Origin of the sequence: Micromonospora sp. DT201 (assembly GCF_049841575.1) — a bacterium.
GTDB lineage: Bacteria > Actinomycetota > Actinomycetes > Mycobacteriales > Micromonosporaceae > Micromonospora.
Genome location: NZ_JBNCKP010000041.1, coordinates 11,623 through 28,848, shown reverse-complemented (window position 1 = coordinate 28,848; position 17,226 = coordinate 11,623). Strand labels below are relative to the sequence as shown.

The following is a 17,226-nucleotide window of genomic DNA, read 5'->3' as shown; positions in this document are numbered from 1 at the left end:
ACGACAACCTCTGCCCCGGCATGACCCCTCATCCTGACGAGAATCCACCCCGTTGCAACAACCACTTGAGCCCAAGCTCGGGGATACCGCCACATCGGCGAAGCGGAGTGGATCATCCACTAGGGGGAGCGCAAGGTCGTCGGGTTGGTTCCGTCTGGGTGGTTTATCCGGTGGCTGGGGTCCCCGTGGTGGTGAGATCGAGGCCGGCCGGGGTCGTTGTACCCGGCACTGCCCTGCAGCCCCCGAGCTGAGGTGTGCGGGCCGTCAGGCCGGCCGGCCCTGAGTCCAGTGAGGCCGGCCCTGAGTCCGGCACGGCATGGCTGGCCCGGGGGCTCGGCCAGGCCCGCGCCGAATGACCTGATTGCGGTGAGCGAGCAATCTATTGCACTGGGTGATCGTCCTGCGTAGTCTCCCTCGATGGGGAGGCCGGGATGCCGCTGCCAACAAGTCCTGTCATTCGACGTGTACGTCTCGGCGCAGAGTTGCGCCAACTACGTCGGCGCGAGGCGCTGACCCTGGAACAGGTCTGCGACCGGCTGGGCTGGGCCTCGACGTCGAAACTGTCCCGCATCGAGCTGGGCCAGAGCCGCCCGGACCTCGCCGATGTGCTCGATCTGCTGGACATCTACAAGGTGCCAACGCCTGCCCGGGACGCGCTCATCGTGATCGCTCGGGACGCGGCGACCAGCCGAGGCTGGTGGAAGACGCTGGGCGAGATGAGCGAACGGCAGCGCACCTACGCCGAGTTGGAGGCGGGTGCCGCGGACATCGCCGAGTACCAGCCGACGGTCGTGCCGGGGCTGCTCCAGACGCCCGCGTACGCCAGGGTCCTGGTCGCGGCCGGCGCCCGGCTCACGCCCGAGGTTGATGTGGAGGCCGAGGTGCGCGCCCGGGCGCTGCGGCAGGAGGTGCTGAGGCGGGCCTACCCACCGCGGTACACGGCGGTGCTCGCCGCGGCCGTCTGCGACCCGGGTGACCTGCCGGTGGCGGTCTGGCGTGAACAACTTCGGCACCTGGTCACCCTGACCGGGCTGTCCCATGTCACGGTGCGGCTGCTGCCCCGTGGGGCGGCTGGTGGCGGGTTGCACCCGCTCACTCCGTATTCCTGCTATGCCTTTCCCGACCCGGCGGACCCGCGGACGGTGATGCTCGAGGCGTTGACCACCGACGTCCGGTTGGCCACGGTGCCCGACGTCGACCGCTACGAGCGGATGACCGAGGCGTTGCTGACGGCCGCACTGTCAGCGGAGGAGACGGTCACCGCGCTGGCCCGCCGCGCAGGCGAGTAGGGCACAGGGCGGCGCGCCGCGCGGCCACCGGGCCCGGCGCCCCCGAGCCCGTCGGGACCGGCGGCCAGCGCGTGCGCAGGGCACGGTAACCGTCGGGTACGACAGTGTCACGCAGGCCGGTACGTCGGATCAGGCCCGAGCGTCGGATCAGGCTGGTACGTCGAGGAAGTGCTCGACCACGGGCGGCCCGGCGAAGTGCGGCCCGATCAACGCCCGCCACTGCTCGAACCGGTCGGTGGCCCGGAAGTTGTCCTCGTGTGCCTCGACCGAGTCCCATTCGACAAGCAGCACGAAGCGGGTCGGAGACTCGATTCCCCGGGTCATCCGCACCGACCGGCAGCCGGTTGCTCCGGCGAGCACGGGGTGACCCTCGGCGTACGCGGCGGCGAACGCGTCTTCGTGTCCGGGTAGTACGTCGATGAGCGCGACCTCAAGCACCATGTCGGAGAGCTTCCCACGACGGGCAGGGTCGGCGGCGACGCGGGGGGCTGTTTGCCGTCGGCTTGCACTAGCCTCCTAGGACGGCCCAGCGGGTGTGGCGCATGCCTTGTTCCCCGCCAGCGGGTGGTCAGCGCCACCGGCTGCCCGGGGTGTGATCACGGGGCGTGGTGGGCAACAATGGTCACCGAGGAGGGGAGTATTCCCCCGCAACGGAGTCGTCAGCACGGTCGATCGCCGGAACCACGGCGGCCCGACCCGGCCCCGTAGGTCGCCGCCCCGGTGCGGGGTGGCGGCGGAAGAGACCTCCGACAGTCACCAGAGTGAGCGACAGCGGCACGCCGGGCCCCGCAGGGGCGTACGGTGTGCCCGACGCCGCGTGTCTGCCGGAGGAATGAACGTTGGACGTGTCCGGATTGGTGTGGGCGGGGACGCTTGTCGCACTGACTGCGGTCCTGGTTGTCGACCTGTTGATTATCGGTCGGCGCCCGCACGAGCCGAGTGTGCGAGAGTCGAGCCTCTGGGTCGCCTTCTACGTCGGGCTTGCGCTGCTCTTCGGGGCCGGTGTCTGGTTGACCTCGGGCGCGAGTCCGGCCGGGCAGTTCTACACAGGCTGGCTCACCGAGTACAGCCTCTCGGTGGACAACCTCTTCGTCTTCGTGATCATCATGGCCCGCTTCGGCGTGCCCCGGCAGTACCAGCAGAAGGTGCTGCTCGTCGGTATCGTGCTGGCGCTGGTGATGCGCGGTGGGTTCATCGCCGCCGGTGCGGCGCTGATCACGCAGTTCTCCTGGGTCTTCTACATCTTCGGTGCGTTCCTGATCTACACCGCGGTCAACCTGGCCCGGCAGGGTGAGCCGGACGAGGACGAGTTCTCCGAGAACGTGCTGATCCGGTGGAGCCGCAAGGCGCTGCCGATCTCCAAGGAGTACGACGGCGCGAAGCTCACCACCCAGACGACCGGCCGGCGACTGTTCACCCCGATGCTGATCGTGATGATCGCGATCGGCACCACCGACCTGATCTTCGCTCTGGACTCGATCCCGGCGATCTTCGGCATCACGCAGGAGCCGTACCTGGTCTTCACCGCGAACGTCTTCGCGCTGATGGGCCTTCGGCAGCTCTACTTCCTGCTCGGTGGCCTGCTGGACCGGCTGATCTATCTGAGCTACGGCCTGGCCGTCGTGCTCGGCTTCATCGGGGTCAAGTTGGTGCTGGAGGCGTTGGCCGACAACAACCTGCCGTTCGTCAACGGTGGCGAGCACGTTGGCTGGGCGCCGCACATCCCGATCTGGCTGTCGCTGCTGGTCATCATCGGCACCCTGGGTGTCGCCACCGCTGCCAGCCTGATCAAGTCCTCCCGGGACCGGCGCCGCGAGTTAGCCGACGCCCGACGCTGACTGGGCACCGGCCGGGTGCGGATGCGCGCCCGGCCGGTCAGACCCGGTGCGCACCGACCAGGGTGGCGGTCCGTTCGGCGGGCAGCGGCTCCTCGATGACCCGCCGCCGCCGGTAGCAGGCGTGCAGCATCCGCCGCTGGCCGTCGTTGCTGGCCGTGGCGGTGACGATGCCGATGTGGTGGATCTTGCGGCCGGGCCGGGCGAAGAAGTAGAGATCACCGGGGCGTTCCGCACCCAACGCCAGCGGCGTGGTGGCTACTGCCTGGTCGTCGGCGTCGCGGGGTAGCAGCACCCCGAATCGCCGCCACGCCAGGTGCACCAGCCCCGAGCAGTCGATGCCGTGCGCGGAGAGGCCGCCCCAGATGTAGACCACATCCAGCAGCCGCTGCGCCACGGCGAGCGCCTGCTCGGCGACCGGCGACGTGGCCGAGGCCGGGGCCAGGTGGTTGTCGAGCAGCCAGAGCGGCGTGGGCCGCCCGGGGACGTGCACCGGCCGCCAGCCGTCGCGTGCGGGGCCGGCCGAGACCAGGCGGGTGCCGACGACCACGCCGGGCAGCACCACCGGGCCGCTCGGGGAGGCGTGCAGTTCGGTGACGGTGGCGTCCACCACCAGTGGGTGGTCGGTGCCGGTGGCCGGGTCGACCGTGGTCAGCTGGTCGGCGGGGAGCCAGCCCGGGTAGCCGCGCGGGTCCAGCTTGGCTGCTGGTTGCTCCACGGCGACGACCCGAGCCCAGCCGTCGGGGCGCAGCTCGCTGACGAGGACCCGCTCGCCGAGTAGGAGTTGGCTCAGCACGCAGTCGCCGACCTGCTGGTCGGTGTTCAGACCGGAGACCCAGGCCGGGATGTCGGCTCCGGCGGTCAGCGCCGGGCGGTCGACCGGACGGACCGCCTCGGGGGAGGTCCACAGTGTTGCCACCGCGACCCGGACGACGGCCTCACGGCCCGGTTGCAGCTCCACGTCAACCCCCCAGATCGTGTCGGCTGTCCAGGGGAACCCTATGAAAGAAACAAACGATCATCAACCATGGGGCTGCACCTTTGCTTCAGCAAGCCCCGAGATGCCCAGGCCAGGGGCATCCGGCAGCACCACGGTCGCCCCGTCGTAGCGTATCCCGCCCTGCACCGGCGACCAGGCCAGCCACCAGGCGGCGTCCAGGTCGGCGACCGCGGTGGTGCCATACGCGGCGACCAGGCTCGCCGCCGCCCCGATACCGACCTGGCTCTCCATCATCGAACCGACCACCGTGCCCAGCCCGTGGGCGGTGGCCAGCTCGAGGAGGGTACGCGCCGGCTGCAGCCCGCCACACTTTGCCAGCTTGACGTTGACCAGGTCGGCGGCCCGACGGCGGATCACCTCCACCAGGTCACGGACCCCGAAGACCGCCTCGTCGGCCAGGATCGGCACGGACACCCGGTCGCTGACCCAGGCCAGCCCGTCCAGATCCCAGCGGGCCACCGGCTGCTCGACAAGCTCCACGTCCAGCCCGGCGTCCTCGATGCCACGAATCACCCGGACCGCCTCCCGGGGCGTCCAGCCCTGATTGGCGTCGAGCCGAATCCGGGCCCCGGGACCGACGGCCGCGCGGACGGCCCGCACCCGGTCCAGGTCGCCGGCCGCGTCGGTGCCGACCTTCAACTTGAGTACGCCGAACCCGTCGGCCTGCCGCTGCCGCGCGGCCGCCGCCAGGTCCACCGCGTCGCCCGCCGCCAGCGTGACGTCCGTGGGCACCCGCAGCGCGGTGCCCCCGAGCAACCGCACCAGGGGTACGCCCAACCGTCGGGCGGCGAGATCGTGCAGGGCGACGTCCACCGCTGCCTTCGCAGCCTCGTTGCCGGCCGCAGCGCGCTGCACTTCGGTGCAACGGGCCACCAGGTCGTCCGGGTCACGACCGATCAACTGTGGGCCGAGCAGTTCGCGTACGAACGCCTGTGCGCCCGCCACCGACGCGCCGGTCACCTGCCAGACCTGGGGCGCCTCGCCGAAGCCGGACCGCCCGTCCGCGTCGACCAGTTCGACGATCAGAGTCTCCACTGTGGTCGTTCGACGCAGTGCGGTCACGAATGGGGTGTGTAAGGGGGCGGAAACCCGGTGGGTGCGTACCGCCGAGATCGTCATTGGGGCACCCTATACGCAGGCACACGGCGGGAGGGGAGACCGGATGACCGGGCAGGGCTGGGAGTTGGTGGGTGCACCGAACGCACGGGACCTGGGCGGGCTCACTGGTGCCGACGGGCGGCGGGTCCGCGTCGGGCAGCTGATCCGCACTCCGGCGTTGGGTCGGCTGACGGACGAGGACCTGGCGGTGCTCGCGAAGCTGGGCCCGGCATGCGTGCTGGACCTGCGCGACTCCTCCGAGACCGCGGTCGCCCCGGCGGACCGGCTTGTCGGTGAACCCCGGGTGGTGCCCCTCCCGGTGCACGACCCGGAACACCCGGTCTTCACGTACGTGTCAGCGGTGCTGCTCGGCCACGACCTCGACGCGTACGCGGAGCTGGCCCGGCAGGGCACGGCGGAGGCGATGGCGGCGATCTATCGGTGGTTCGTCACCGGCGAGTCGGCTCGGGTCGGCTTCGCCGAGGCGGTGCGGCTGGCCGCCCAGCCGGAGAACCTGCCGTTGCTCTACCACTGCTCCGCCGGCAAGGACCGCACCGGTTGGCTCACCGTCATCCTGTTGACGGCGCTCGGGGTGGACGAGGCGGCGATCCGCTCCGACTACCTGCGCAACAACGCGCTGACCGACAGTCTGCGCGCGGTGATCGTCGAGGCGATGCGACGGCGGCAACCCGACCTGGACGTCGACGCGGTGCTGCCGGTGCTGGAGGTCCGCGACGAGTATCTCGACGCCGCCTACGACGAGGTACGCCGGGTGCACGGCTCGTTCGACGCGTACCTGCGCGACGGCCTCGGGCTCACCGACGAGAACCTCACGGCGTTGCGGGCGCAGTTGCTGGAATGACAGGTGCGCCCGGCGGTGTGCCGGCGTGGGCGGCCCAGCCGATGACGATCAGCGCCTAGCCGGCGGCGTGGACGCGTGCAGCCTGGCCGGCGGTGTACGACGCGTGCAGCCTGGCCGGCGGTGTACGACGCGTGCAGCCTGGCCGGAGCCGGCTCGTGCGGGTCAGAGCTGGTGGCGTGCGGCCCAGACCTGGGCCGAGATGTGCGCGATCAGCAGGCAGGCGTCGTCCTCGTCCTCGTCGGAGGTGCCGTCGGCCGGGTCGGTGGTGGTGCAGACGGCGATCAGGTACGGCGGGGCGTCGTCGGGCAGCACCACGCCGGCGCCGTGCCGCACACCGCGTACCCAACCGTTCTTGTGCGCGATGCGGGTGCCCTCGGGCAGACCGGCCGCCAGGTCCTCGCGGTGCTCCTGAGCGAGGAGGACGTCCAGCATGGCCGAGCAGGCGGCTGGCGAGGCGAGCTTGCCGGGGGAGCGGGCCCCGGAGGCCAGCGCGCCGAGCAGGGCGGCCAGGTCGGCGGCGGTGACCACGTTGGTGATGCCGGCGTCGCGGGCGGCGAAGTCCTCGATGCCCCGGCCCGTGACGCTGTTGCGGGCCCCGGCGAGCGCCCACACCTCGGCCACCGCGGGCAGCCCGACGTGCCCGATGACCAGGTTGGTGGCCAGATTGCTGGAGCGCACGATCATCCGGTCGGCCAGCCAGCGCAGCGGTGCCGTACCACCCAGCCGGTCCCAGACGGCGTCGTCGTTGTCGTACGGCTGCGCGCAGGAGAACCGTGGCGCGCCGGACTGGGCGGAGTCGAATTCGTTGATGATCGGGACCGGGGCGTCCAGGTCCAGCGTGCCGGCCTCGGTGGCGCGGTGCAGCGCGGCGAGCACCGCCACCTTCATGGTGCTCGCGGCGTAGTGGGCGGCGTCCGCGTGGCGGGTCCAGGTCGGTGGCGCGTCGAGCCGGCCCACGTACGCCGAGACGGTGCCGGGCACCCCGTCCAGGTGGGCGTCGAGATCATCCCAGGTCATGCCGGTGACCGTAGCGGATCAGCGGCGGACGGTCGGACCGGCCCGCGTACCCCTGCCGGAAGCAGACGGGCGCGCCGGCCGCAAGCGGCCGACGCGCCCGGTGTCGGGTGCTGGTGTGATCAGCCGGCGTGCTTGCGGCGGGCGGCGGCCCGGCCCCGCAGCTGCTGGTCGAGCACCACCTTGCGGATGCGCACCGTGGCCGGGGTGACCTCGACGCACTCGTCCTCGCGGCAGAACTCCAGCGCCTGCTCCAGGGAGAGCTTGCGCGGCGGGACCAGCTTCTCGGTCTCGTCGGAGGTCGACGCCCGCATGTTGGTGAGCTTCTTCTCCTTGGTGATGTTGACGTCCATGTCGTCGGAGCGGGAGTTCTCCCCGACGATCATGCCCTCGTACACCTCGGTGGTCGGCTCGACGAAGAGCTGGCCGCGCTCCTGCAGGTTGATCATCGCGAAGGCGGTGACCGCGCCGGCCCGGTCGGCGACCAGGGAGCCGTTGTTGCGGGTACGCAGCTCGCCGAACCACGGCTCGTAGGACTCGAAGACGTGGTGCAGGATGCCGGTGCCCCGGGTGTCGGTGAGGAACTCGGTGCGGAAGCCGATCAGGCCGCGCGCCGGGACGAGCCACTCCATCCGGATCCAGCCGGTGCCGTGGTTGACCAGCTGCTCCATCCGGCCCTTGCGGGTCGCCAGCAGCTGGGTGATCGCGCCCAGGTACTCCTCGGGGGAGTCGATGGTCAGCCGCTCGACCGGCTCGCAGGTCTTGCCGTCGATCACGCGGGTGACCACCTGCGGCTTGCCGACGGTCAGCTCGTAGCTCTCGCGGCGCATCTGCTCGACCAGGATGGCCAGCGCCAGCTCACCGCGACCCTGCACCTCCCAGGCGTCCGGTCGCTCGGTGGGCAGCACCCGCAGCGACACGTTGCCGATCAGCTCCTTGTCGAGCCGGTCCTTGACCATCCGGGCGGTGACCTTGGCGCCCTTGACCCGGCCGACCAGCGGCGAGGTGTTGGTGCCGATGGTCATCGAGATGGCCGGCTCGTCGACCGTGATCAGCGGCAGCGCGACCGGGTTCTCCGCGTCCGCCAGGGTCTCACCGATCATGATCTCGGGGATGCCGGCGACGGCGATGATGTCACCCGGACCGGCCGTCTCGGCCGGCTTACGCTCCAGGCCCTCGGTCATCAGCATCTCGGAGATGCGGACCCGCTGGGTGCTGCCGTCGGTGCGGCACCAGGCCACCGTCTGGCCCTTGCTGATGGTGCCCTGGCGGACCCGGCACAGCGCCAGTCGGCCGAGGAACGGCGACGCGTCGAGGTTGGTGACGTGCGCCTGCAACGGCGCGTTGTCCTCGTACGCGGGTGCCGGGATGGTGTCCAGCAGGGTGCGGAACAGCGGCTCCAGGGAGGTGCTGTCGTCCGGCACCGAGCCGTCGGCGGGCTGGGTCAGCGAGGCGATGCCGTCGCGGGCGCAGGCGTAGACGATCGGGAAGTCGATCTGCTCCTCGTCGGCGTCCAGGTCGAGGAAGAGCTCGTAGGTGTCGTCCACGACCTCCTTGATCCGGGCATCGGGGCGGTCCACCTTGTTGATCACCAGGATGATCGGCATCCGTGCCCGCAGCGCCTTACGCAGGACGAAGCGGGTCTGCGGCAGCGGGCCCTCGCTGGCGTCGACGAGCAACACGACGCCGTCGACCATGGTCAGGCCGCGCTCCACCTCGCCACCGAAGTCGGCGTGGCCGGGGGTGTCGATGATGTTGATGGTGACCGGGTCGGAGCCGTCCGCCGGCAGGTAGCGCACGCCGGTGTTCTTGGCCAGGATGGTGATGCCCTTCTCCCGTTCCAGGTCACCGGAGTCCATCACCCGCTCGGTGTTCTCGCCGCGTGCGCCGTACGCGCCGGCCTGCCGCAACATGGCGTCGACCAGGGTGGTCTTGCCGTGGTCGACGTGAGCGATGATGGCGACGTTGCGGAGGTCGGTGCGAAGCTGCATACCCTCTATCCTTCCGCCTGCGCTCGCGCAGGCTGCGTCGGGGTCACCCCCAGGTGCCCCTGATCTATGGTGAAACTGCTGTCCCGGTCGTTGCCCCGGCTGGCATGCTGACTCCCGTGTTCCGGGGGCCTGAGAGTGCATGACCTGCTGACCTGGGTGCAGGGTCTGCCCGTTCTGTGGATCTACCTGGTCGCCGCGCTGATCGTGGCGGGCGAGACCGCGGTGATCTTCGGCCTGCTCGTGCCGGGTGAGGCTACCCTGCTGCTGGTCGGCTTCCTCACCTACAACGGTACCTTGCGGCTCGGGCCGGCGTTGTTGGCGATGATCGTCGCGGCGGTCGTTGGTGATGGGCTGGCCTTCCGCGCCGGACGACGCTACGGGCCCCGGCTGCGTGCCGGGCTGGGTCACCGGGTCGGGCCCGAGAGATGGGGCCGGGCCGACGCCATGCTGGCCAGGCTCGGTGGGCGGGGCGTGCTCGCTGCCCGTTGGGTGGCCTTCGCCCGCACCCTGGTGCCCCGGCTGGCAGGTGCGGCGGGCATGCCGTACCGGCGGTTCGCACTCTGGAACCTGGCCGGGGTGGTGACCTGGGTGGGCGGCTCGATCCTGCTGGGTCACCTCGCCGGTGAGTCGTACGACACGGTCTCCCGGCTCCTCGGGCGGGCCACCGGCGCGGCGCTGGTGCTGCTGGCCGGCCTGTTGGGAGTGGTGCTCGCCGGTCGGTGGCTGGGTCGCAACCCCGACCCGGCACGCGCGCTGCTGTCCCGGGCGGGGGCGCTGCCCCCGGTGCGCTGGCTCACAGCCCGCTACGGTGTGCTGTTCTTCCTGGTGGCCATGCGGATCGGGCCGGCCTGGACGCTGCTGCTCAATCTGGCCGCTGGGCTCCTGCTGCTCTTCGCCGCCGGGCTCGCCATCGCCGGTCTGCTCGGCCTGGCGATCCGCAACAGTGGGTTGGCCACCCTGGACGACGCCATCGCGGGCTGGTTCGCCGCCCGGCGTACCCCCGACGCCGCCGACGCCACGATGCTCGTGGTGTCGGTGGTACGAGGGTGGGTTTTGATCGTGTTGGTGGCGTTGGTGGCCGCGGTGCTGGCGTGGCGCAACCGCCCCTGGCGCGCGGACCTGCTCAGCGTGGTCGGCACGGTGGGTGCGTTCGTGCCGCTTGTGGTGCTGGCTGTGGTGGCCGAGGTGACCGGGCCGCACGGCACCGCACCTGGCGGCGGCGAAGCCACCCCGCTCTCGACTCAGAACGCCGTGGTCGCGGCGAGTTTCTGCACCCTGGCCTGGCTGGTGTCGCGCAGCGCCCGCTGGCCGGTGGCGGTGGCCGCCTGGACGGCCGCCGCCGCGGGGGTGCTCGGGATCGGCGGCGCGCGGCTCTACCTCGGCTTGGAGACGGCGAGCGGGACCGCTGCGGCGGTGCTGCTCGGGGTGCTCTGGACTGTGGTGTTCATCGTCGCCTGGGCCACCCGGGACCGGGCGGTGGGGGATCGGGGTCACCCAGTTGATCAGGCCCGACCGCCGTCGCAGGGGCACCGCCGCCCGGTGGAACCTTGCTAGGGTGCGACGACAATCACACCGGGGGAGGCATCGGCATGGTTCGACGGACCGGCCGGCGGGGCGCTGCGGTGCTCGCCGGGCTCCTGCTGGCGAGCGCGCTGGTTGCCTGCGCCGCCAAGGGGGAGAGCCCGCAGGACCTGACCGCTCCGGTCGCGGCCACCGATGCGCCGACGGATGCCCCCACCGATGAGGTCACCGCGGAGCCGAGCCCGTCGGTGAGCGCCGTGGAGGCGATGGGTGCCGCGCCGAGCCGTCGTGCGTCCCCGACCCCAAGCTCGAAGCCGACGAAGAAGCCGACCCGCACGGCGCCGAAGCCGCTCGCGGTGGCGAAGCCGCCCACCGAGACCAAGGTCCCGCCAGCCCCGCCGAAGCCAGCGCCGAGTTCCTGCAAGCCGAGTTACAAGGGCACCCAGGCGACCCGGGCGGAGGCGAAGGCCGCGTTGACAGACGCGGCCGGCCGCGTCTACTGGCCGGTCTCCGCGCCGGACATCAAGATCCCGCTCAGTCTGCTCAAGGCCACCGCGTGGCAGGAGAGCGGCTGGCAGTCCAACATCTACGCCTGCGACGGCGGTGTTGGGTTGATGCAGGTGATGCCGGCCACCGCGACCTGGATGAATCAGCGGTTCGAGAAGAGCTACAAGATCGACGACTACCGGGACAACGCCTACCTCGGCGCCACCTATCTGGCCTGGGCGACCAAATACATCGGCGAGATGTACTTCGACTCCGACTTCCGCCTCGACCCGGGCCTGTGCACCGCCGAGCTGGACTCCTGCCTGCTCAACGCGGTCATCGCCGCGTACAACTTCGGGCATGGGGCGGTGGCACAGGAAGGGGAGCCACTGGTCATCCCCAACCCGTCGTACGTGCGCAACGTGCGGGCGCTGATGAGCGAGTGCGTCTGCCTGGAGTACTGACCTCGACGGGGCGGTGACGATGTCGCCACGGCCCCCGCCGCACCCGTCGGTCAGTCGCGTGCGGCGACCGGCTCCGGCGACGCCGCGATGTCCTCCGGGCGGTCGCGGGTGATCCGGCCGGGCCACCAGAAGCGGTCCCCCGAGCACGAACGCCAGCGCCGGCACCAGGACGGTGCGGACCAGCAGGGTGTCGAGCAGGACGCCGATGCAGACGATGATGCCGATCTGGGTCAGCGTGATCAGCGGCAGCACGCCGAGCACGGCGAAGACCGCGGCGAGCAGCACTCCGGCGCTCGTGATCACCCCGCCGGTGACCCGCAGCGCAGACATCAGCTGACCCCAAGGTCTTTCGAAACCTGAGTTTCTTGATGGCCGAGATTATCGAGGGCTGTTCTATGCTGCAACCCGGGGGACCGACGACGGGAAGAGCGGCGCGAGGTGGCGACTCACGGCATGTACCGGCGGCGCGTCACGCGCCGCGAGCAGTTGGTCGCGGAGATCACCAACAACCTCCGGCGGTACGCGGTGGACGCACAGCAGGTCGGCCACGCCTTCGCCAACCTGCACGGCCTCAACCCGACCGACCTGCAGGCGTTGATCGCCGTGATGGACGCCGAGGTGCTCGGTGACCCGATCACCCCCGGCCGGCTCGGTGAGCAGCTCAACCTCTCCTCCGGCTCGGTGACCGCCCTGATCGACCGGCTGGAGCGAGTCGGCCACATCCGCCGGGACCGGGACACCGTCGACCGCCGCAAGGTGCTGCTGCACTACGCCGACCAGGGAGCGGCCCTGGCCATGGGGTTCTTCCAGCCGCTGGGCGTCCGCACCGACACGGTGATGGCCCGCTTCGAGGAGGACGAGCTGGAGGTGGTGCACCGGTTCATGGCGGAGATGAGCGAGTCGCTGCGGGGGCACCGCGACGCCGTGCGCGCCGCCCGGCCCGAGTCGCCCCGCCGGCCGACGGTCTGACCCGTGCCGGGCCGGCTCCTCACCCGCCTCGCCGGCGTCGCGCTGCGGTTGCCACCGACCAGCCCTGGCCCGGTGCGGGTCACTCGCGATATCCCGATCCGGGCCCGCGACGGTGTGGTGCTGCGCACCGATCACTACGCCCCGGGAGCCCAGGACGCGCCGACCGTGCTGATCCGTACCCCGTACGGGCGGGGCGGCCCGTTGCGACTGCTCGGCCGGCTGCTGGCCGCGCGGGGCCGGCACGCGGTGATCCAGTCCTGCCGGGGCACCGGCGGTTCCGGTGGGACGTTCGCCCCGCTGGTGCACGAACGCGACGACGGAGTGGACACCCTGGACTGGCTGCGTCGCCAGCCGTGGTGGTCCGGCCAGCTCGGCATGTTCGGGGTCAGCTACCAGGGTTTCGCGCAGTGGGCGCTGGCCGCTGACGCCGGTGACGAGCTGCGCGCGATGGTCGCCGTGGTGACCGCCTCGGCCACCCGGGACTCGACGTACGCGGGGGAGTCCTTCGCCCTGGACACGGTGCTGACCTGGGCCGAGTTGCTGCACGCGCAGACCGTGCCGTGGCTGTCCCGGCAGTGGGAGCTCAAGCGGGGCCAGCCGCGGCTGGCCGCCGCGCTCGAGCACCTACCGCTCGTGGACGCCGACCGGGTGGCCACCGGCGTGACCATCCCGTTCTTTCAGGAGTGGCTGCGCCACCACACCCCGCAGGCCGGGTACTGGCGAAACCGTGTCTTCGCCGACCGGGTGGCCCGAGTGCGGGCGCCGGTGGTCATGGTCACCGGTTGGCACGACATCTTCCTGCCCGCCCAGCTCGACGACCACGCCACCCTGCGCGCCGCCGGTGCGCAGCCGCGCCTGGTGATCGGCCCGTGGACGCACGGCAGTCCCGGATTGTTCGTGGCCGCACTGCGGGAGGGGCTGACCTGGCTCGACGAACACCTCGTGGCTCCGCCCCCGGCCGGTGGGCGGTCGCGTGACGCGTCCGCCCCGGTCCGGCTGCACGTGGGTGGTCCCGGCGGCGGTTGGCGGGACCTGCCGGGCTGGCCACCGCCGGCGGTCGAGACTGCCTGGCACCTGCATTCGGGTGGTGAGCTGGCCGTGCGCCAGCCGGTCACGTCGGCACCGGACGAGTTCCGGTACGACCCGGCCGACCCCACCCCGTCGCTGGGCGGCCCGCTGCTCGTCGCCAAGCGGGCCGGCCCCGTCGACAACCGGACCGTCGAGGCCCGCCCCGACGTGCTGACCTACACCAGCGCCCCGCTGACCGGGCCGGTCGAGGTGATCGGTCCGGTACGCGCCGAGATCCACGTCCGCAGTGAACTGCCGCACCTGGACGTCTACGTGCGGCTGTGCGATGTGGACAAACGAGGATGTTCGTGGAACGTCTGCGACGGTCTGGTGCGGGTGACACCCGAGCGCTTCCCCACCGACCCGTCCGGGGTGATGCGGGTTTCGGTCTCGCTCTGGCCGACCGCGTACCGGTTCGCGGCCGGGCACCGGCTGCGGGTGCAGGTCGCCGGCGGCGCCCATCCGCGGTGGGCGCGCAACCCAGGCACCGGCGAACCCCTCGGCACGGCGATCACGCTGCGTGCCGGCTGGCGGCAGATTCTGCACGACCCGGCGCACCCCTCTGCGGTGCTGCTGCCGATCATCCACTCTGGTCAGTGATCTCGTAATCAGAAATAAAGTCGCTCTGACCTGGGCATTCATGTATTGATGGGGTTATGGTTGGGCCATCGCCCGGCGCCAAGCACGAGTTAGACCGGGCCCTGCCTGAAGCCCACGCCGCCTACACGGTGTGACATCGCTTTTGGTCCCCGTACTTTCTGAGAGGGGGGCCGATGACCCGCGCCCCGTCCAATCTGTTGGCTGTCCGCAGCCTGCTCCTCGCCCACCTCAACATCGACCCGAACACCGATCGGCCCGAAGACCTCGAGCCGGCGGAGGTCGGCATCGTCGCGGATCCCGCCCACCGGGGCGGTTACCACTGCGGATCGGACCGAGTGGTCACCAATGACTACTCGGTGGTGGAGTCACCCCGGGACAAGGCCGGCCTGACCCTCGACGCTGCGGCGCTGGATGTCGGCGGTTTCGAGGTCCGCTCCGGTGGCCGCACGAACACCCTGTCCAGTTTCTCGCTCTGGTGCGTCGGGCAGTGCGCCGCGAACGCAGCCGACACCCGGGACATCCGCGAGATCATCTACAGCCCCGACGGCTCGACCGTGAAGCGGTGGGACCGTCTCGGCAAGCGCAGCACCGGCGACAGTTCGCACCGCTGGCACACCCACTTCAGCTTCTTTCGTGACGCGACCAAGGCGGGCCGCGACCAGCGGCCGTTGTTCCGTCGCTATCTGAGCTCCATCGGACTCCTGGAGGACGACGACATGACCCCCGAAGAACACACCTGGCTGGCCACCGTCCATAAGAACATCACAGTGCTCGACGGCCGTAACCCGATCGGGCAGATCTACACCCGGATGGCGGAGGGTCGGGACGACACCGGTGCCCCGGTGATCGGCAACTGGAACCTGCAGGCGATGACGAAGCAGCTCACTGCCCTGCAGGCCACGCTCAACGCACTGGCCGGGAAGGGCTACACCGACGAAGCGGTGATCGCCCAGGGCGTGCTGGCCAGACTGTCACCGGAGAAGATCGCCGCGGCCATCCCGCCCACCGTGGCCAAGCAGGTCGCCGACGAGTTGGCTCGCCGACTGGTCGCCTGACCGGGGGCGGCTCGTTACCCGCCGGGTCGCCTCTCTGAACGCATCCGCAACGGCTGTTGGGCAATAACTATTGCGCAATAGTCGTTGCGGGTGTGATTCTGGCGGCATGGACAGTCCCGACGTACGGCAGATCACCGACTCGCGGGTGCTCGCTGCCATGGCCCACCCGCTGCGCCGCCGCTTGATGGACGTGCTCAAGGTGCACGGGCCCTCGACCGTCGGCCTGCTCGCCGACCGCACCGACCAGGCACCCGCGAACGTCAGCCACCACCTCAAGGTCCTCGCCGCCGCGGACCTCGTCACCGAGGCTCCCGAGTTGGCCCGGGATCGGCGCGAGCGCTGGTGGCGGTTGGTCACCCGAGCGCTGCGTTGGACCAACACCGACTTCGACGCCGACCCGGCCGCCCGCGCGGTCGCCGACGCCGCCACCTCGCTCAACCTGGACCGGCACGTCGCCCTGGCCCGGGCGTGGCACGCAGCCGACGAGTCGGAGCAGTCCACCTGGGACGACGCACCGTTCTCCACCGACCACTGGCTGCGCCTCACCCCCGACGAGTTGGCCGAGCTCAGTCGCGAGATGATTGACCTGCTCAGGCGCTGGGCCAACCGGGACCTGTCCGCCGACGACGCCGACCGCCGGCCGGTCTTCGTGTTCGTCCACGGCGTGCCGGCCCGCCCGTGACCGCCGACACCCGCAGCGATCCGACCCCGACCCCGACCCGCAAGGGCGGCGGGCTGCTGCGGCACCGGGACTTTCGACTGCTCTGGGCCGGCCAGACGGTCAGCAGCGTCGGCAGCAACGTCACCACGGTCGCGCTGCCCCTGGTCGCGGTCTCCGTTCTCAACGCCGGCACCTTCCAGGTGGCGGTCCTCACCGCCGCTGCCTGGCTGCCCTGGCTGCTGATCGGCCTGCCGGTCGGCGCATGGGTGGACCGGCTGCCCCGTCGACCGGTGATGGTGGTCTGCGACCTGCTCTGCGCAGTGGCCTTCCTCAGCGTGCCGCTGGCCGCCGTGCTGGACCGGCTCACCGTCGTGCACCTGCTCGTGGTCGCCCTCAGCGCCGGCGCCGCGCGGGTCTTCTTCGAGACCGCCGACCAGGTGTACCTGCCGGTGCTGCTGCGACCCGAGCAACTGCCGGAGGGCAACGCGAAACTCCAGGCGACCCAGACCACGAGCTACGTCGTCGGGCCCGGCCTCGCCGGCCTGATCGCCCAGCTCACCGGTGCCATCGCCGCGCTGGTGCTGGACGCGCTCACGTTCCTGCTCTCCGCGGCCTTCCTGCTGCGGATCCGCACCGTCGAACCACGCGTACGCCGAGTGGACCGATCCCGGTCACTGCGCCGGGACATCGCCGAAGGGCTGCGCTTCGTCGCCCGGGACCCGTACCTGCGGGTGCTCACCGTCTTCGGCGCGGCCAGCAACATCGGTCTGACCGGCTACCAGGCCGTCCTGGTTGTCTTCCTGGTCCGCGAGTTGCGTCTCGAGCCGGGCCTGGTGGGCGCGCTGGTCGGCGTGATGAGCGTCGGCGGGATCATCGGCGCGCTGCTCGCCACCACGGTGGCCCGGCACTGCGGCACCGCACGGGCCCTGCTGCTCGGGGCGACGCTCACCGGCCCGCCCGCACTGCTCATCCCGCTCGCCGCACCCGGCGTCGGGCTGATCTGGCCGGCACTCGGCGGCGTGCTGATCGGCCTCGGTGTGGCCATCGGCAACGTGGTCAAGGGCGCATTCCGACAGGCGTACACGCCACACCACCTGCTGGGCCGGGTGACGGTGAGCATGCAACTGCTCAACTACGGCACGATCCCGCTGGCGGCCGTGCTGGCGGGTGCCATCGGCGCGGGCTGCGGCGTCGACACGGCGATCGGAGTGATGACCGCCTGGTTGGCGTTCACCCCGTTGATTCTGTTGATCGGGCCAATCCGGAGGCGGCGGGACCTGCCCGCCGCCCCGGCGGCGTCTTGAGTGCGCTGC

The 17,226-nt window shown here is 71.1% G+C and carries 15 protein-coding genes and 1 pseudogene; 10 read left to right on the top strand and 6 right to left on the bottom strand.

The window, feature by feature from the left end; translation table 11 throughout:
* Positions 1–431 precede the first annotated feature (431 nt).
* Complete coding sequence (locus ACLQ28_RS34010; protein ID WP_425690355.1) at positions 432–1,289, top strand: helix-turn-helix domain-containing protein; 858 nt, start codon at positions 432–434, stop codon at positions 1,287–1,289.
* Between the two features lie 147 nt (positions 1,290–1,436).
* Here the strand turns inward: ACLQ28_RS34010 and ACLQ28_RS34005 are convergent, their stop codons facing one another.
* Positions 1,437–1,730 carry an antibiotic biosynthesis monooxygenase family protein gene (locus ACLQ28_RS34005; RefSeq protein ID WP_425690354.1) on the bottom strand — a complete coding sequence of 98 codons (294 nt, stop codon included), beginning with the start codon at positions 1,728–1,730 and terminating at the stop codon, positions 1,437–1,439.
* A 398-nt stretch (positions 1,731–2,128) separates the two neighbouring features.
* On the opposite strand from ACLQ28_RS34005, the gene ACLQ28_RS34000 reads away from it, so the two are divergent.
* Positions 2,129–3,127 (top strand): TerC family protein, encoded by a 999-nt coding sequence (locus tag ACLQ28_RS34000; RefSeq protein ID WP_425690353.1) that lies wholly within the window; start codon positions 2,129–2,131, stop codon positions 3,125–3,127.
* 37 nt (positions 3,128–3,164) lie between these two features.
* Here ACLQ28_RS34000 and ACLQ28_RS33995 read toward each other — a convergent pair whose 3' ends face one another.
* Entirely contained in the window at positions 3,165–4,085 is a 921-nt protein-coding gene (locus ACLQ28_RS33995) for an NlpC/P60 family protein (protein ID WP_425690352.1), read from the bottom strand.
* Positions 4,086–4,145: 60 nt separating this feature from the next.
* The gene (locus ACLQ28_RS33990) at positions 4,146–5,243 is read right to left on the bottom strand and encodes a mandelate racemase/muconate lactonizing enzyme family protein (RefSeq protein WP_425690351.1); all 1,098 of its coding nucleotides are present in this window, start codon (positions 5,241–5,243) and stop codon (positions 4,146–4,148) included.
* 43 nt (positions 5,244–5,286) lie between these two features.
* On the opposite strand from ACLQ28_RS33990, the gene ACLQ28_RS33985 reads away from it, so the two are divergent.
* Positions 5,287–6,084: a tyrosine-protein phosphatase gene (locus tag ACLQ28_RS33985; RefSeq protein ID WP_425690350.1), complete on the top strand. Its 798-nt coding sequence runs from the start codon at positions 5,287–5,289 to the stop codon at positions 6,082–6,084.
* A 162-nt stretch (positions 6,085–6,246) separates the two neighbouring features.
* Here ACLQ28_RS33985 and ACLQ28_RS33980 read toward each other — a convergent pair whose 3' ends face one another.
* Together ACLQ28_RS33980 and typA are read right to left on the bottom strand one after the other, a co-directional pair.
* The gene (locus ACLQ28_RS33980; RefSeq protein ID WP_425690349.1) at positions 6,247–7,101 is read right to left on the bottom strand and encodes a serine hydrolase; all 855 of its coding nucleotides are present in this window, start codon (positions 7,099–7,101) and stop codon (positions 6,247–6,249) included.
* A gap of 119 nt (positions 7,102–7,220) precedes the next feature.
* Positions 7,221–9,089 (bottom strand): translational GTPase TypA, encoded by a 1,869-nt coding sequence (gene typA / locus ACLQ28_RS33975; protein WP_425690348.1) that lies wholly within the window; start codon positions 9,087–9,089, stop codon positions 7,221–7,223.
* Positions 9,090–9,224: 135 nt separating this feature from the next.
* Here typA and ACLQ28_RS33970 point away from each other — a divergent pair, with 135 nt between their 5' ends.
* Complete coding sequence (locus ACLQ28_RS33970; protein ID WP_425690347.1) at positions 9,225–10,643, top strand: DedA family protein; 1,419 nt, start codon at positions 9,225–9,227, stop codon at positions 10,641–10,643.
* Between the two features lie 35 nt (positions 10,644–10,678).
* A complete protein-coding gene (locus ACLQ28_RS33965) occupies positions 10,679–11,560 on the top strand; it encodes a transglycosylase SLT domain-containing protein (protein ID WP_425690346.1) in 882 nt (293 codons plus the stop codon).
* Between the two features lie 50 nt (positions 11,561–11,610).
* Here ACLQ28_RS33965 and ACLQ28_RS33960 read toward each other — a convergent pair.
* Positions 11,611–11,899 (bottom strand): annotated as a pseudogene (locus tag ACLQ28_RS33960) (MMPL family transporter); the annotation flags it as partial.
* A gap of 114 nt (positions 11,900–12,013) precedes the next feature.
* On the opposite strand from ACLQ28_RS33960, the gene ACLQ28_RS33955 reads away from it, so the two are divergent.
* The 5 genes from ACLQ28_RS33955 (at position 12,014) to ACLQ28_RS33935 (ending at position 17,217) form a co-directional block, all read left to right on the top strand.
* A complete protein-coding gene (locus tag ACLQ28_RS33955) occupies positions 12,014–12,529 on the top strand; it encodes a MarR family winged helix-turn-helix transcriptional regulator (protein ID WP_425690356.1) in 516 nt (171 codons plus the stop codon).
* A 3-nt stretch (positions 12,530–12,532) separates the two neighbouring features.
* Positions 12,533–14,197 (top strand): CocE/NonD family hydrolase, encoded by a 1,665-nt coding sequence (locus ACLQ28_RS33950; protein ID WP_425690345.1) that lies wholly within the window; start codon positions 12,533–12,535, stop codon positions 14,195–14,197.
* 173 nt (positions 14,198–14,370) lie between these two features.
* The gene (locus tag ACLQ28_RS33945; protein ID WP_425690344.1) at positions 14,371–15,252 is read left to right on the top strand and encodes a hypothetical protein; all 882 of its coding nucleotides are present in this window, start codon (positions 14,371–14,373) and stop codon (positions 15,250–15,252) included.
* 106 nt (positions 15,253–15,358) lie between these two features.
* A complete protein-coding gene (locus tag ACLQ28_RS33940; protein WP_425690343.1) occupies positions 15,359–15,934 on the top strand; it encodes an ArsR/SmtB family transcription factor in 576 nt (191 codons plus the stop codon).
* Positions 15,931–17,217 (top strand): MFS transporter, encoded by a 1,287-nt coding sequence (locus ACLQ28_RS33935; protein ID WP_425690342.1) that lies wholly within the window; start codon positions 15,931–15,933, stop codon positions 17,215–17,217. Before ACLQ28_RS33940 ends, ACLQ28_RS33935 begins: the two co-directional genes overlap by 4 nt.
* Positions 17,218–17,226: the final 9 nt, after the last annotated feature.